Genomic DNA, 15,922 nt, shown 5'->3' with positions numbered 1-15,922 from the left:
TTTATTTTCCTAAAGCCTTTAAAATAGCTTTGTGTGCTTCTCCAACGGTCTTAATTTGAAAGCTTGCTTCTTCCGGAATTTCAATGCCGAACTCTTCCTCAATTCCCATAATAATCTGTACAATATCCAAGGAATCAGCATTTAAATCCTCTACAAAACGAGAATCCTCCGTAATCTCCTCTTTCTTGACATGCTGTAATTCTCTGGCAATAATTTCTTTTAACTTATCTAATTCCATATTACTGTCCTTTCCTGTAATCTATTCTTCCTTGCTTTCCTCTTCTTTATCAGAGAAATCCAAGGCTTCCGCAATCTTCTTAGTCAAGCCCTTTTCTGCAAATTCCTTGGCCTGTCGAATGGCCGTAGTAATCTCCACCCCGTCCGTATTGCCGTGAACTTTAACTACCAAGCCCTTCAAGCCCAGGATGGGAGCTCCTCCATAGCTTTTGGCATCAAATTTTGTCATTCTCTTTCGTAGGGCAGAAGAAATCAAAGCACCGCCTACCAAAGAAAGAGGGCCACCCTCTTTAATGCCGGACTTGATCTCAGAAAGAAGCATCTTTCCTACACCCTCGTACATTTTCAAAACCACATTTCCCACAAAGGCATCTGCCACCACTACGGAACAGTTTCCTTCCACAATATCTCTGGCCTCCACAGAACCGATAAAGTTTAAGTCCTTTTCCTCCTTACACTTCTCCATGGCAGCCTTTACCAGAGCATTTCCCTTTTCTTCTTCCGCACCGATATTTACCAGGCCTACTGTTGGGGAGGGAACGCCCAGCATTTCCTTCATATAGATGGCACCCATCTTGGCAAACTGTACCAGCCACTCCGGATGGGCATCCACATTGGCGCCGCAGTCAGTAAGTAGAGTTACCCCCTGTCTTGTGGGCATTAAAGCCGCAAGAGGAGGACGGAGTACCCCCTTTTCTCTTCCTACAATCAGCTGTCCTCCGGCTAAAATTGCTCCGGTGGAACCGGCAGAAAGAAAGGCCTCTGCCTCTCCCTCTTTTACCGCCTTCATTCCCCTAACAATGCTGGAATCCTTTTTTCTCCGAATGGCCATAACCGGAGACTCATGCAAGCTGATATTCTCGCTACAGGGAATAATCTCAATTCTTTCTGTATCATATTGGTATTTGGCACATTCCTCCTGAATGGCTTTCTCCTCTCCATAGAGAAGAAGCTTGGTATTCAGGCAGGAAGAAAGGCTGTCAATTGCCCCTTTTACAATGGCAGCAGGTGCTAAGTCCCCTCCCATGGCATCAATGGCTATACGAATCATATTCACCTCATCTGAAACTCGTTATTTCTTCTTAAGGAATCAGAGATATGATAGAGTATTCTTGATTTTCTGTCAATGAAAGCAGCAAGTCATTTCTTGCTAGATTACTGTCAAGTAATCGTTGGCAACTCCATCATGCAGACTAATGAATGCCTTGCTTTGCTTAGGCTCTGCCTCAAAGACACACTACGTTTCCTACTCACTGCACTCGCTTTTTCACTCAGGCTCCTGCGCAAACTCGCCCTTCGGGCTCAAACATGTGCCCGCCTTGAAACTTCAAAAAGGAGGATTTCTGCATTTACACAAATATCCTCCAAACTGATCGTTTATAGTATTCTGTTTACTGATGGCTCTTTCTAAATAATTGCTTTACTTTATACCCTACATCCCAAAACAAAAATCTATAAATCAAGATATAGCACAAAAGAACCGGAAGCATATACTCAATACCAAAATGCTCATACTCTCTAAACACATAATAAAGCGTTATGAAAAGGAGCGAAATAAATGAATCCAGAGTATTCATAAATCCGACTTCTGTATAAATTGCTTCAGCTTTTCTTATATTGTATACATCTTTTAATCTTTTCGATAGAAATGCTTTCAATATTGTAAAGGCAAGAACATAAGAAAAATACGTTAAAAACGCACTAATATTCATCAAATAGCAAACCACACATACTACTATCGTGAATATTGTTAACATCTTATTTGCTCCTTTATTATAATATATTTACACTTTGAGCCAAGACACAGCTGGAATGTGCTGACCAAGAGGAACTGTTTCTAAATGATTCTTCACCGCACAGACAAATCTCGATCAATATGCGTTTCATTTACAAGAAATTAATTTCGTATATCCTGAATTTGCTATAACTAACTTATTTTAAATTGGCTTTCTTAAAAAATGCAAAAGCTATTGTACAAACTAAATAAGTAACCCAAAATACTATTAATGTATCGTTAGAAATGAAGTTCTTTAAACTCCATGTTCTATCGGTAAAATATGCTATCATAAAGCTTGTTAGCATTTGTACTACCAGTATTAAAAGTGCACGTAATATCTCCTGTTTCGCAAATTTCATACTTTAATGTCCCCATCGTTTACTGAATGACCAAGAACCCACATACTGTGTTCTCGCCGAATCTAAATAATATTTGTTTTCATATCTAGTATAAATTTTATCCACGCTGTGGCTTGTATATATATCACTTGTCACATATAAATAATTCGGCAAAGTCGTCGCTCCTGCCTTCTTCTAATAGCTATTTCCCTATTTTGAAGTAAATTAATACAATCTTAAATTACATTTTTCTCAAGTGATATCCAATAAATTTACTACATCCCGAATTTGTTATAATTAACTTATTAGAGGTTTATCATTATTGTAGTTTATTTTCAAGTATTTACTGCTAAATTTTGAAATATTTTTTTACACACGTTTTGTCCTATAACGCTCATTTCTTCCTTGTAAATATAAAAAAAGGTAGCCAAAACTATAGCTACCTTTAAGTTTGATATTTGGTTTGAAATGCAATTCTAACTCTTATGGTATATTTTTTTGCCCACTATAATCATCAAAATAATAATAAGGCAATACACAAAAAACCCAAGTACTCCTCTTGGTTTCCAAACATAAAATACACAAGAAAGAGCAAACCCTACCACCACGACTATAATGGGATATATTATCTTAAGTATTGTAAGCATTTCTTTTTACTCTTCCATCATCTTCTTGGACTCTTCCACTACACGATTCTGGATATCTCCGGGAGCCTGCTCATAGCGAACGAAGTAGAAGGAAAAGCTTCCTGCTCCTCCGGTCATGGAACGAAGGTCGGTGTTATAAAGATAGAGGTTACTCATGGGAAGCTCAGCCTCAACCAGCTGCTTTCCGTCTCTAAGAGCGGTCATACCCAAAATCTTTCCTCTACGCTTATTCAGATCTCCCATAATATCTCCGGTAAAGGCATCCGGAACAGTAACATTCAGGTGTGCAATCGGCTCTAAAAGCATGGGGCTTGCCTGAAGGAAAGCATCCTTAAAAGCCATGGAAGCCGCTGTCTTAAAGGCCTGCTCGGAGGAGTCTACAGGGTGGTAGGAGCCGTCCAACAAGGTGGCATTGACACCTACAACAGGATATCCTGCCAAAGGTCCCTTCTTGCAGGACTCTGCAATTCCCTTTTCAACAGCCGGGAAGTAGTTCTTCGGTACTGCACCGCCGAATACCTGCTCTTTAAAAGTATAGGCCTGGTCATAGTCAAAGCTTGGAGAGAATTCCATAACAACATCTCCATACTGTCCGTGTCCACCGGACTGCTTCTTATATTTGCCCTGAACCTTTACGGTCTTCTTAATGGTCTCCCGATAAGCAAAGCGAGGCTTTTCCAGGTTAATGGAAACATTGTATCTATCCTTTAATCGGGAAGCCAAAACCTCTAACTGCTGTTCTCCGATAGCATAAATTAAGCTCTGTCTGTTTTCAGGGTCAGCCTGTAATCTGATGGTTCTATCCTCGTCCATCATCTTCTGTAAAGCAGTGGAAAGCTTATCCTCATCCGCCTTTTGCTCTGCACGATAAGCCATAAAGGTAAAGGGCTCGGAAAGCTTGGGTCCATGATACAAAATAGGTGCATTACGAACGGAGATACTGTCTCCTGTTTCACTGATATTTAACTTCGCTACCGCACCGATGTCTCCACTCTTTAATTCAGGCACTTCGATAGGGGTATTTCCCCGAAGAAGATAGAGCTTTCCCACCTTTTCCATGCTTTCTTTGTTCACATTGTAAATCTCGGAATTGGCCTTTAATACACCGGTACAAATCTTAAATAGACTGTATTTTCCAAGGAAAGGATCTGCGATGGTCTTCCAAATCTTTGCACTAAGGCTCTTATCGGACTGATACTTTGCTCTAAAGTGTTCTCCTGTAGAAGCATCCACACCGATGGATTCCAAGGACTCAGGAGAGGGGAAGTATTTCTCCAAAACCTGAAGCAATACATTAAAGCCCTGAACATTTGGCCCGGATCCCATAAGCACCGGAGCAATCTTGCAGGCTTCTACATTCTCCCGTAAAGCCGCCTGAATCTCTTCTACCGTAAACTCTTCTCCGGCAAAATACTTCTCCATCAGTTCATCGGAACTTTCCGCTACTGCCTCCAGCAAGGCGGAACGGGCAATGGTTAAGTGCTTCTCAACATAGTCGGGAATAGGACAAGCCTCATATTCATTCATCTTTGTAAATCGTCTTCCAGCCATCTTTACCACGTTTACAAAGCCCACGAATTTCTCATTTTCACGGATAGGAAGCTGGAAAGGTGCTACGGACTTACCAAACTGCTTTTCCAGATCCAAAACCAGCTGTCTGAAGGAAGCCTTATCATCATCCATATTGCTGACAAAGAACAGTCTGGGAAGAGCATTGGCTTCGCATAGCTCCCAGGCCCGTACCGTTCCCGGCTCAATCCCCGCCTTACCGTTTACCACGATAATCGCCGCATCCGCTGCAGAAACAGCCTCTTCCACCTCTCCTACAAAGTCGAAGTATCCGGGAGTATCCAAAATATTCATCTTCAGCTCTCCGGACTCTCCCTTATACTCGATAGGAATCACGGAAGTGGAAATTGAAAACTTCCGCTTCTTTTCTTCTTTATCAAAGTCAGACAAGGTGTTCCCGTCATCAACACTGCCCATTCTATTAATTCCAGAAGTTACATAAGCTAATGCTTCTGCAATGGTGGTTTTTCCGGCACCTCCATGACCTAAAAGAACTACGTTACGAATACTGCCGGTTTCATAAACTTTCATAGATCCTTCCTCCTATTTCTAACAATGCAGTCTATTGCATGTCGCAAGATATATAGTTGTATTGTATATGAAAAAAGGCAATATTACAAGAAAATCCGTTGTTTTGTATTATAAGTCAAAGAGGGACATCTGATTGGATAGGGGAATGTCACCTAGAAGCCCCAATTCGTGGAATTTGTCCGCAAAGGCCTTGGGGCAGTGGGTTCTTTGGATAAAATCATCCTTGGAGAGGTATTTTCCGTATTTTGCTCCCTCTTCTAATCCCTGGGCCACCGCTTCTCCCAAACCGGCAATACAACTGAAAGAAGGCATAATCTCTCCATTTTCCGTGATTTGGAAGTCCTTTGCCTTCGCCTTGTAGATGTCTAAAGGAGCAAATTGAATTCCTCTGGCATACATTTCCTCACAAATCTTCATATCTCTAAGACAGAGTTGATCTGTTGCGGAAAGCTTCTCTCTAGCAGAATACTCCTTAATATGAAAACGAAGCTTCTCCACACCGAAGCACATCTTGTCAAAATCAAAGCCGTCCGCTCTAACCGTATAATAGGCGGTATAGTATTCCTTAGGATAGAAAACCTTACAATAGGCTACACGATAAGCCATCATAACATAGGCTGCCGCATGGGCCTTAGGGAACATATATTTAATTTTTTTACAGGCATCAATGTACCACTGAGGCACTCCATGCTCCAGCATGTGCTCGCACCACTCATCCTTTAAGGGCTTATGCTTTCTGGTAGCCTCCATAATGTTAAAGCTTTCTCCCGGCTCCAAGCCCATGTGCATCAAATACACCATGATATCGTCACGACAGCAAATAGCTTCACGAAGGGTGGTTACCCCGCTTAGGATAAGATCCTGGGCATTGTTCAGATAGACATCCGTTCCATGGGAAAGTCCGGAGATACGAATCAGGTCGGAAAGGTATTTCGGTTTGGTATCCTGCACCATTTGCATAGCAAACTGGGTACCAAACTCCGGAATACCCAGGCAGCCCAATTCCACTCCCTGAATATCCGCCGGGGAAATGCCTAAAGCTTCCGTGGATTGGAATAAAGACATCACCTCGGGAGAATCCAAGGGAATGTCCTTTACCGGATCCAAGCCTGTCAAATCCTGTAACTTTCGAATCATGGTAGGATCATCATGTCCCAGAATATCCAACTTTAAAAGGTTATGGTCGATTTTATGGTAGTCAAAGTGAGTAGTGATAATGGGGCTTTCCGTGTCGTTGGCAGGATGCTGTACCGGGGTAAAGGTATTGATATCCTCTCCGTGGGGAAGCACCACAATTCCTCCCGGATGCTGTCCGGTGGTTCTTCTGATTCCGGTGATTCCCGCTACTAGACGATTCAGTTCTGCAGTTCTCTTCTTCTCCCCCCGCTCTTCATAAAATTTCTTAATCATACCATAGGCGGTTTTTTCAGCTAAAGTACCGATAGTTCCCGCCTTGTAGGTATTTTCCTCTCCAAAAATAGCTCCGGTATAGGCATGGGCCCTGGCCTGATATTCTCCGGAGAAGTTTAAGTCAATATCCGGCTCCTTGTCTCCGTCAAAGCCCAGAAAGGTTTCAAAGGGAATATCAAAGCCCAGACGATTTAAAACCGTACCGCAGTGGGGACAGATTTTACTTGGCATATCATAACCTGCCATACCGGAATAGGACTTTACCTCCTCCGAGTCAAAGTCCGTGTAGTAGCAGTTGGGGCAAACATAGTGGGGAGGCAAGGGATTTACCTCGGTAATATGGGCCATGGTAGCGGCAAAGGAGGATCCTACAGAACCTCGGGAACCTACCAGATAGCCGTCCTCATTGGACTTATCCACCAGTTTTTGGGCAATAATATACATCACGGAATAACCGTTGGAGATAATAGAATTTAATTCCGTCTCCAAGCGGTTTTCTACCATGGCCGGTAAGTTTGGCCCATAGATTTTATGGGCGGTTTCGTAGCAAATCTGCCGTAAAGTTTCGTCTGAATGTTCAATAATCGGAGGACACTTGTCGGGCCGCACCGGCTTTATCGGCTCACACATTTTCATGATTTTCAAGGGATTGTCAATAACCACCTGCTTTTGGGTATTGCTGTCCAGATAGGAAAATTCCTCCAGCATCTCCGTGGTACTTCTAAAAAAGAGTCTTGCCTCTCCTTCCTCATCTGTCATTCCCTTGGTAGCCAAAACGATTCTCCGAAGAACATCATTTTCCTCATCCGCATAATGGGCATCGCAGGTAGCACAAACCGGCTTTTTCAGCTGCTCTCCCAAGGCAATAATCTTTTTATTGTAAGCAATCAAATCCTCTTCCGTTTCTGCGGAAAAACGGTCTGATTCCAGCATATAGGCATTGTTTCCCAAGGGCTGAATTTCCAGATAATCATAAAAAGAGGCAATTTCCAAAAGCTGTTGGTCGTCCGCCCCTCTCACCATAGCCTGAAAAAGCTCTCCGCTGGAACAGGCTGAGCCGATAATCAGTCCTTCCCGATATTTTTTCAGCAAAGACTTGGGAATTCTCGGCTTCATTCGGAAATACTGCAAATGGGACAGAGAAACCAGACGATAGAGGTTGATTCTTCCAATATCATTTTTGGCCAGCAGGATAATATGATAGCTGGGAAGCTTCCGCACCTTCCCCACCTGATCTACCTCCAGACTGTCGATTTCCTCTAAGGAGCTTACCCCTCTTTGCTCTAAAATCTCCAGTTCCTTTAGGTAGATTCTTGCGGTAGCCTCCGCATCATCCACCGCCCTATGGTGATGCAAAAGCTCAATCTTTAATTCCTTAGCCACAGTGTCTAACTTAAAACGATTTAACCTGGGTAAAAGCAGGCGGGACAAGGCCACCGTATCAATCACCGGTGCTGAAAAAGGAATGTTTAAGGCCTTAGCTTTGGTACTGACAAAGTGATAGTCAAAGTCCGCATTATGAGCCACCAAAATCGCATCCTTGGCAAAGTCCAAAAATTGTGGAAGTACCTCTTCGATTCCCTTGGCATCCATTACCATGGAATCATCAATGGAAGTTAATTGGGTAATTCGAAAGGGAATCGGTACACCCGGATTTACAAAAACATCCATCCGGTCAATGATTTTTCCGTTTTCAATCTTCACCGCACCGATTTCAATAATATGATTGACTCTCGGATCAAAACCGGTGGTCTCCAAATCAAAGACCACGGTGGTACTGCTTAGATCTCTCTTGCAAGCATTTTTTACAATGGAATCCAGGTCATTGACCAGGTAGCCTTCCATACCGTAAATCAGCTGTAAATCCTTCTGTCTTCCAATTTTCTTCAAATAAGCCATGGCATCCGGAAAGGCCTGTACTACACCATGATCCGTAATAGCCATTGCAGGCATGCCAAAATCCAGGGCTCTGTCGATATATTTTTCAATATCCGAAACCCCGTCCATATCCGACATCTTGGTATGTAAATGCAGTTCTACCCGCTTTTCTTTCTCTAAATCTTCCCTCTTTTTCCGGGTGAAGGAAGATTTCTTGATTCCCTGCACATGGGCCAGCTCCATCTCCTGGTCGTAGCTGTCATACTCCATAGTTCCCTTGATGCAAATGGAATTATCCTTTTTGAGAAAGGCTCTGGCCTCATCCAGATTCTCTTCCTCCACAAAAATCTTAGAGGCCAAAGAATCCGTATCATCCGTAAAGGAGAAGCTGAAAATGGTTTTTCCGGAACGGGTGGTCCGTTCATCCACCTGAATAATCAGACCTTCCACCGTTACCAAACCTCCATCCTCCGGAATATCTTTTAAAGGAATGGGGGTATCGCTAAAGTCTCTGCCATAGTACACATCACTATGGTCGGAACGCTTAAACTGGAACTTTCCTTTGTTAAAGCCTTTTTTCTCAAAGCCCTTCTTTTCAAAGGATTTTTCCCCGGAGCTTGTCTTCTGCTTGAGAGAATCTTCTATGGATTTCTTCTCTAAAGCAGTATTAGCACTATTTTTTGCTAAAACGTCATGAGTATTTCCTGCATTTTTCACAGCATCAAAGTCTTGGCCTTGTCCTGCAAATTTCTCTGACGAGCTGTTTCCATCAGAAAGTGCGGAACTCTCTTGGCTTAGTGAAGCTGCTTCTCCATCCTGTATTGCCCTATCTGCTGTTCCGGGATAAGCTGCACTTTCCTCTGCCCCTGGATAAATATCGGACAATCCTTCTTCTGAATATCCCGGATTCCCGGAAGAATACAGAGAGGCAATCGCCCTATCCGCTTCCTCCTCATCTTTTTTCTTTGCAGGCACAAACTGAATAGTAAAATGGATAGGAACGCCGCAACGCTCTTCAAAAATCTTTTGAATGACCCTAACACATTCCTTTTCTTCCTTTTGAAAAAGAATTTGTTCCTCTAAAATAAGAGAGAGACGATCGTCCTCTCTCCATTCCATTTCCCCCTGCTTCATCATCTGATACAGGAGAATGTTTCTTTCCTTTAATTCCTCCAAAAGGGATTTTTCATAGAATTCATAAAGCACTTTTGCCGTATATTGACTGGATAGGTGGAAGCTTTCCCGAATACATATCGCAATTTTTTTCCCGATAAAAAGCTGCTTATAGATAGCCTCCTCCATTTCCCGAATATCACTTCTCTCCAGTAAATGGTCGCTATGCAAATAAATACTCAGCTTCGACCTGTCTTTTTTCAAGGTGATTCTGCTTATGGTGGTATTCAAAAACATTCCCCTTAAATGCTCCGATACCGTTAATTCCTGAAATACTTGAAAAAACTGCTTCATGCCTATCCTTTCTGTTTATTTAATCAGGGTATTTTTCGATTTCCTCTTTAAGGGCGGAGAGCAAATCCTTCTCCTCCACCTTGCGAATCACTTCACCGTGTTTCATCAAAAGTCCCACACCCTTACCCCCGGCAATAGCCAGGTCCGCTTCCTTAGCCTCTCCCGGGCCGTTTACCACACAGCCCATTACGGCAAGCTTTAAGGACTTCTCCGGATAAGACTGGACCAGCTTTTCCACAGCATTGGCCAGAGAAATCAGGTCAATGTCGGTTCTTCCGCAGGTAGGACAGGAAACCACATGGATACCTCCCTTTTTCAGTCCCAGGGTTTCCAAAATCAATCGACCGGTTTTTATTTCCTCCACAGGATCCGCAGAAAGACTTACACGAATCGTATCCCCGATTCCTTCACCCAAAATCATAGCCAGTCCCATGGCGGATTTGATGTTTCCGGACCAAACCGTTCCGGACTCGGTAATTCCCACATGCAAAGGATAGGGACAGGATTCCGCCACAATTTTATGGGCTTCCACCGCCATCAAAACATCGGAGGACTTCATGGAAAGTACCAGCTCCTGATAGCCCATTTCCTCTACCAAACGTAAATTCGCCAAGGCTGACTCCGCAAGTCCCTGGGCAGTTACTCTTCCCTGATATTTTTCCAAAACTTCCTTTTCTAAGGAGCCGGAATTTACCCCGATTCGAATGGGAATCTTTCTTTCCTTGGCACAGTCCACAACAGCCTGAAGTCTTTCCCGGGAGCCGATATTTCCCGGATTAATACGAATCTTATCCGCACCATTCTCCATGGCAAGGATTGCCATACGGTAATCGAAATGAATATCTGCAACCACCGGAATCGGAGAAGCCGCCTTAATTTCCTTTAAAGCAAATGCCGCTTCCTTTGTAGGTACGGTAAGTCTGATGAGTTCACATCCCGCCTCTGCCAGTCTAAGAATTTGGGCTATACTTCCCTTGATATCCTCCGTCTTGGTATTACACATGGACTGTAAAACCACCGGATTTCCACCGCCGATTTTAAGTTTTCCTACTTCTACTACCCTAGTATCTTCTCTTTTGAACATAGTATTCCTTTATACAATAAACTTATGAGCTAAAATATTTCGAATAGGCTCCGGTCAACAAATTAAACACATCATTTCCGACAATCAATACCATAAGGGCTAGCAGAAAAACCATCCCTACGGTATTGATTCGCTCCTCCCACTTGGGATTAAGCCTCTTTCTTGCCAGCATTTCCAAAAGAATGAACAGCAGTCGTCCTCCATCCAGGGCGGGAATCGGTAAAAGATTCATTACCGCCAGATTTACGCTCAACATCATACTTAAGTTTAGTAAAACCAGTAGCATTACGAAAAATCCGTATTGGCTGGAGCTGGAAACACTTTCTCCGATAACCGCAACCGTACCCACCGGACCCATAACTTCCTGTCTGCTTACCTTTCCCTTACTAATCAATGCCAAACTGTCAATCACCACTCTGGCATTAAAGGCCAGTTCATAAAAGCTGTACTCTATAGTCTTCAAAGGATTTTGAAACTTCACGCGCTCAGAGGAAAGAGCCACGCCCATACGATAAAGTCCTGTAGAAGGATCCTTATAGGCAGGGAACTGAAAACTAAGCTTTTCCCCATCTCGAAGAACCGTAAGACTGACTTCTCCTTCTTGCACCTCCTCCTTATGAAGCTCCATATACATGGCAAGCTCGGAGTAGCTATGAACAGTTCTTCCTTTGGCATTTCCGATTTTAATGAAGCGAATCTCATCTCCCTCCTGTAAACCGCTTTCCATGGCAGGAGTAGATACATTGGAGGCGGCAATTTTCGGAAGCTGTACCCCAATCGTTCCGGTGAGGAAAAGGGCAATCAAAAAGCCTAAAAGGAAGTTGTTGAAAACGCCGGCAATACAGATAATAAAACGCTGCCAGGCCGGCTTTCCTTCAAAGCTCTTCGTCTTTAATTCTTCTTCGCTATAGATTACTCCGTCAAAATCATAGACATTTTCCGCGTTATCCTCCTGCTTTGGAGCCAGAAAATCACCGGAGCCTGCCGCATCCTCTCCCAGCATGGCACAGCTTCCGCCCAAGGGAAGTAACTTTAAGCTGTATCGGGTATTTTTATATAAAAAGGATAGGAGTCTGGGTCCCATCCCAATAGAAAACTCATTTACCCCTACATGAAAAAACTTAGCCGCAAGAAAATGCCCCAGTTCATGAAAAAAAACTAAAAATGACAGGGCAAGTATGGCCAAAACTATACTCAATTCTTATCCTCCTTATGTAATCTTCTTACTTCTTCTCTAGCCCACTGTTCCGTTTCGAAAATTTCCTCTACAGAAGGAAATTCTATCCAAGTTTTTTCGTGTTCCTCCATGCAATGGGCAATGCTTCTTGGAATCTCCATGAAACGAATTTTATCCTCTAAGAACAAGCGAACCGATTCTTCGTTAGCCGCATTATATACCGTAGGCATACTGCCTCCCTTGGCACCGGCCTCCATTCCCAAAGCAAGCCCCGGAAAATCCTCCAAGGAAGGAGGAAAGAAATGCAGGGAAAAGACCTTGGAAAAATCTATTCTTTGTTCCCGGTAACACTCCCTTTCCTCTTGAAAAAGAGCGTAGGCAATGGGCAGGCGCATATCCGGTACCCCCATCTGTCCCTTTACTGCGCCATCCTGAAAGACCACCGCAGAATGTAAAATGCTTTCCCGCTGAATCACTACCTGAATCTTCTCCATGGGAATATTAAAGAGCCAGTGGGCTTCCATCATTTCCAGACCCTTATTCACCATGGTAGCGGAGTCAATGGTGATTTTTTGTCCCATGGACCAATTAGGGTGCTTTAAGGCATCCGCCTTGGTTTTCCCTTCCATCTCTTCCTTTTTTAGTCCGAAAAAAGGACCGCCGGAAGCCGTTAACAAGAGGGATTCCACAGATTTTTCTTCTTCCCCCCGAAGGCATTGCCAGATGGCGGAATGTTCCGAGTCAATGGGAAAGAGCTTCGCCCGGTATTCCGAAAGCATAGGCATAATCAAATGCCCTGCACAAACCAGCGTTTCTTTATTGGCTAATGCAATTTTTTTCCCTGCTTTGATCGCGGAAATTGTGGGGAGAATCCCAATCATTCCCACTAAAGCAATCACCACCATATCTGCCTCCGGAAGTGTGGCCAGTTCTATCAAGCCCTCCATTCCGGAAGACACCGGCATATCCAAATCGTTGGAAAGCTTTTCCGCTAAAGCTTCTTCATATACACAAAGCCTGGGAACCTGCCATTCTTTAGCCTGCTCCTTCAAAAGCTCTATTTTGGATTTCACCGAAAGTCCAATGACCTTATGCTCTGGATGATCCTTTAAAAGGGATAGACACTGGGTTCCGATGGAACCGCTACTCCCTAAAATTACGATATTCATTCTCTACCTTCCCCAAATTACACTGAAGACTTACTTTATTAAAGTATATCAAGGATAAGTCTAACATGACGATTTAGTATTGCGACATTATTAAATATGTCGTTATTCTTTATTCATAACGAGTATCGTGCGCAAAGCGTGCGATATCTCGTTTCATGAGTTTTTGATCTCATCAGTTCTTATCTATGTTTTTCTTGCTTATTATAAAGAGAGGGACGATTGTTTTTCCTTCTTTTGTATTAAATCTTTTTAAAATAATCTAAAACTGTTATGCCATAGTAAATGATGGGCGCCGTAAACAAAACAGAATCAAAACGATCCAAAATTCCTCCATGCCCCGGAATCAAATGACTGTAGTCTTTAATTTGAAAATCTCTTTTCATTCCGGAGGCCATCAAATCTCCGCCTATGGAAAATAAGGCGGCAAGAGAAACCGCCAGGGCTAATAAATAGGGGGATAAATGCAGAGGAAGTCCGTGTCCCTTAAAGATAATTGCAAAAATGAAGGATAAAATCCCCGATCCCAGAATGCCTCCCACAGCACCTTCCCAGGTCTTTTTTGGACTTAAAACCGGTGTCATTTTATGCCTTCCTAAGAGAAGTCCTGTGCAGTAGGCACAGGTATCCGCTCCCCAGCTGGATAAAAACACCAGCCAGACCAGAATCTTCCCATGGGGAAGACTCCTACACAGATAAATATACGATAAAAGAATTCCCGCGTAGGGAAAAACCAAAAAGAACAGTGCAATCTCCCGAATATCCGCCTTGGGATAGCTTAATACATAATAGAATCCCAAAAGAAAAAGATAAGAAAGAAGCAAAAAGAAAGAAATAGGAAGGTGCAAAAATAAGGCTGAATAGTAAAGAACAACAAAAAAATAAGACAAGAAAGAAATCCCCTTCTTATCCAAGGAAAAGCAATGCAACAATTCATAAGAGGCAAAGAGGGATAAAAACAAGCAAAAAAACAAGACCGGAAAACCTCCCAGAGGAAGAATTCCAAATAACAGTAAAAGCAGAGCAATACCGCTAATCAGCCTTGTCAGAAAAGAACTCAACTTGTGTTCATTTTGTCCCTTACTTTGTTCCGTCCTATTTTCCTTTTGTTCTACCATATACTACCCTTTACTATAATTTCTATAATCCCTAAACAATTTTCAAAGTTATTCTTCCTTACACTCCTAGCTTCATGGAATAAAAGTTCCTGTGAAAGAAAGACAAATTGTTTATGCTTTCCGTCCACCAAAGCGCCGTTCCCTCTTCTGATAGGAGGAAATGGCCTTTTCCAGCTCTTCCAAGTTAAAATCCGGCCAGTATACCGAGCTTATATAATACTCTGCATAAGCGGACTGCCACAGGAGGAAGTTGGAGGTACGAAACTCTCCGGAGGTGCGAATCACTAAATCCGGATCCGGCGTTCCTGCAGTATCCAGATACTTCGAGAACTCTTCTTCCGTAAGGTGAGAAAGCTTTTCTGTGAGCTCTGAAGGAGGGCTTTCCAACGCTATTCTGTGAATCGCCCTGATTATCTCATCTCTTCCCCCATAATTTACGGCGAAGCTGAAGAGCATACCGGTATTTGCCTTGGTGCTCTCTTCCAGCTCGGCAATTCCCTTTTGAATGTCTTCCGGAAAACGGCTTCTTTCTCCTATCATTTTCGCTCGAACATTGTTGGCATTGGCTACGGTAATTAACTTTTTCATATAGAAACGAAAGAGCTGCATCAAAGCTCCCACTTCTTCCTCGGAACGTTTCCAGTTTTCCGTAGAAAAGCCGTAAACTGTTAAATACTCTATGCCAAGCCTTGCACAGTCTTCCACGGTTTGTTCCAGGGTCTCACAACCCTTTTTATGTCCTAAAGCCCTTGGTAACGCATGAGAAGCCGCCCAACGACCATTGCCATCCAAGATGATGGCAATGTGCCTTGGAAGGCTTCTTTGCTCTTGATTATTTTGAAAAATCATACAGTCATTAATTCCTTATTCTTAGCCTCAACAGACTTGTCAATTTTCTCAATCATATGGTCTGTAAGCTCCTGAATATCCTTGGTTTGTCTGCTCAGGTCATCCTCGGTGATTTCCGCATTCTTTTCCAGCTTCTTCGCTAAATCCATAGCATCTCTACGAATATTTCGAATGGCAATCTTAGCGGCCTCTCCCTTTTTCTTTACATCCTTGGTTAATTCTTTACGTCTCTCCTCGGTAAGCTCCGGAAAAACCAGACGAATTACCTGTCCGTCATTGGTAGGATTGATTCCCAGTTCAGACATATTGATTGCTTTTTCAATTTCCTTCATAACAGACTTATCCCAAGGCTGAATCTGAAGAATTCTCGCCTCCGGTACAGATACGTTTCCTACCTGCTGAATCGGGGTGGGTGTACCATAGTAATCCACCATAATACGGTCTAAAACGTGGGGGTTGGCTCTTCCTGCACGAATAGTTCCCAGCTCACTCATCAGGTTATCGTGAGTCTTGTGCATCTTCTCAATGTAAATGGTAAATTGATCATCCATCTTTCTTTCCTCCGGCTCTTCTTATCTTGTATACTAAAGCTTCATTTCATGGAACAAAGCTTTATTCATAACGAGTATCGCTCGCAAAGCGTGCGATATCTCGTTTATAGGACAATGATTCTT

Annotated in this window: 10 protein-coding genes; all 10 read right to left on the bottom strand. The window is 43.0% G+C overall.

The window, feature by feature from the left end; genetic code table 11:
- Nucleotide 1: 1 nt before the first annotated feature.
- The 10 genes from acpP to frr all read right to left on the bottom strand — a co-directional run bounded on the left by acpP (nucleotide 2) and on the right by frr (nucleotide 15,799).
- On the bottom strand, nucleotides 2-238 hold the full coding sequence (acpP, locus tag HNQ46_RS06595) for an acyl carrier protein (RefSeq protein WP_183683992.1): 237 nt from the start codon (nucleotides 236-238) through the stop codon (nucleotides 2-4).
- Nucleotides 239-259: 21 nt separating this feature from the next.
- On the bottom strand, nucleotides 260-1,288 hold the full coding sequence (plsX, locus tag HNQ46_RS06590) for a phosphate acyltransferase PlsX (RefSeq protein WP_183683991.1): 1,029 nt from the start codon (nucleotides 1,286-1,288) through the stop codon (nucleotides 260-262).
- Nucleotides 1,289-3,005: 1,717 nt separating this feature from the next.
- Nucleotides 3,006-5,099, bottom strand: a complete 2,094-nt coding sequence (locus tag HNQ46_RS06585; protein WP_183683990.1) for an elongation factor G — start codon at nucleotides 5,097-5,099, stop codon at nucleotides 3,006-3,008.
- 108 nt (nucleotides 5,100-5,207) lie between these two features.
- Nucleotides 5,208-9,854 (bottom strand): PolC-type DNA polymerase III, encoded by a 4,647-nt coding sequence (locus tag HNQ46_RS06580; RefSeq protein ID WP_183683989.1) that lies wholly within the window; start codon nucleotides 9,852-9,854, stop codon nucleotides 5,208-5,210.
- Between the two features lie 19 nt (nucleotides 9,855-9,873).
- Entirely contained in the window at nucleotides 9,874-10,938 is a 1,065-nt protein-coding gene (gene ispG / locus HNQ46_RS06575) for a flavodoxin-dependent (E)-4-hydroxy-3-methylbut-2-enyl-diphosphate synthase (RefSeq protein ID WP_183683988.1), read from the bottom strand.
- A 22-nt stretch (nucleotides 10,939-10,960) separates the two neighbouring features.
- Nucleotides 10,961-12,136 (bottom strand): M50 family metallopeptidase, encoded by a 1,176-nt coding sequence (locus tag HNQ46_RS06570; protein WP_183683987.1) that lies wholly within the window; start codon nucleotides 12,134-12,136, stop codon nucleotides 10,961-10,963.
- The gene (gene dxr / locus HNQ46_RS06565) at nucleotides 12,133-13,284 is read right to left on the bottom strand and encodes a 1-deoxy-D-xylulose-5-phosphate reductoisomerase (RefSeq protein WP_183683986.1); all 1,152 of its coding nucleotides are present in this window, start codon (nucleotides 13,282-13,284) and stop codon (nucleotides 12,133-12,135) included. The genes HNQ46_RS06570 and dxr overlap by 4 nt, the downstream gene beginning before the upstream one ends.
- A gap of 239 nt (nucleotides 13,285-13,523) precedes the next feature.
- Nucleotides 13,524-14,399 carry a phosphatidate cytidylyltransferase gene (locus tag HNQ46_RS06560; protein ID WP_183683985.1) on the bottom strand — a complete coding sequence of 292 codons (876 nt, stop codon included), beginning with the start codon at nucleotides 14,397-14,399 and terminating at the stop codon, nucleotides 13,524-13,526.
- Nucleotides 14,400-14,510: 111 nt separating this feature from the next.
- Complete coding sequence (locus HNQ46_RS06555) at nucleotides 14,511-15,248, bottom strand: isoprenyl transferase (RefSeq protein WP_183683984.1); 738 nt, start codon at nucleotides 15,246-15,248, stop codon at nucleotides 14,511-14,513.
- On the bottom strand, nucleotides 15,245-15,799 hold the full coding sequence (frr, locus tag HNQ46_RS06550; RefSeq protein ID WP_007156174.1) for a ribosome recycling factor: 555 nt from the start codon (nucleotides 15,797-15,799) through the stop codon (nucleotides 15,245-15,247). The genes HNQ46_RS06555 and frr overlap by 4 nt, the downstream gene beginning before the upstream one ends.
- Nucleotides 15,800-15,922 lie beyond the last annotated feature (123 nt).

Origin of the sequence: Oribacterium sinus (assembly GCF_014202695.1) — a bacterium.
GTDB lineage: Bacteria > Bacillota > Clostridia > Lachnospirales > Lachnospiraceae > Oribacterium > Oribacterium sinus.
This window is presented reverse-complemented; position numbering and strand designations above follow the sequence as displayed.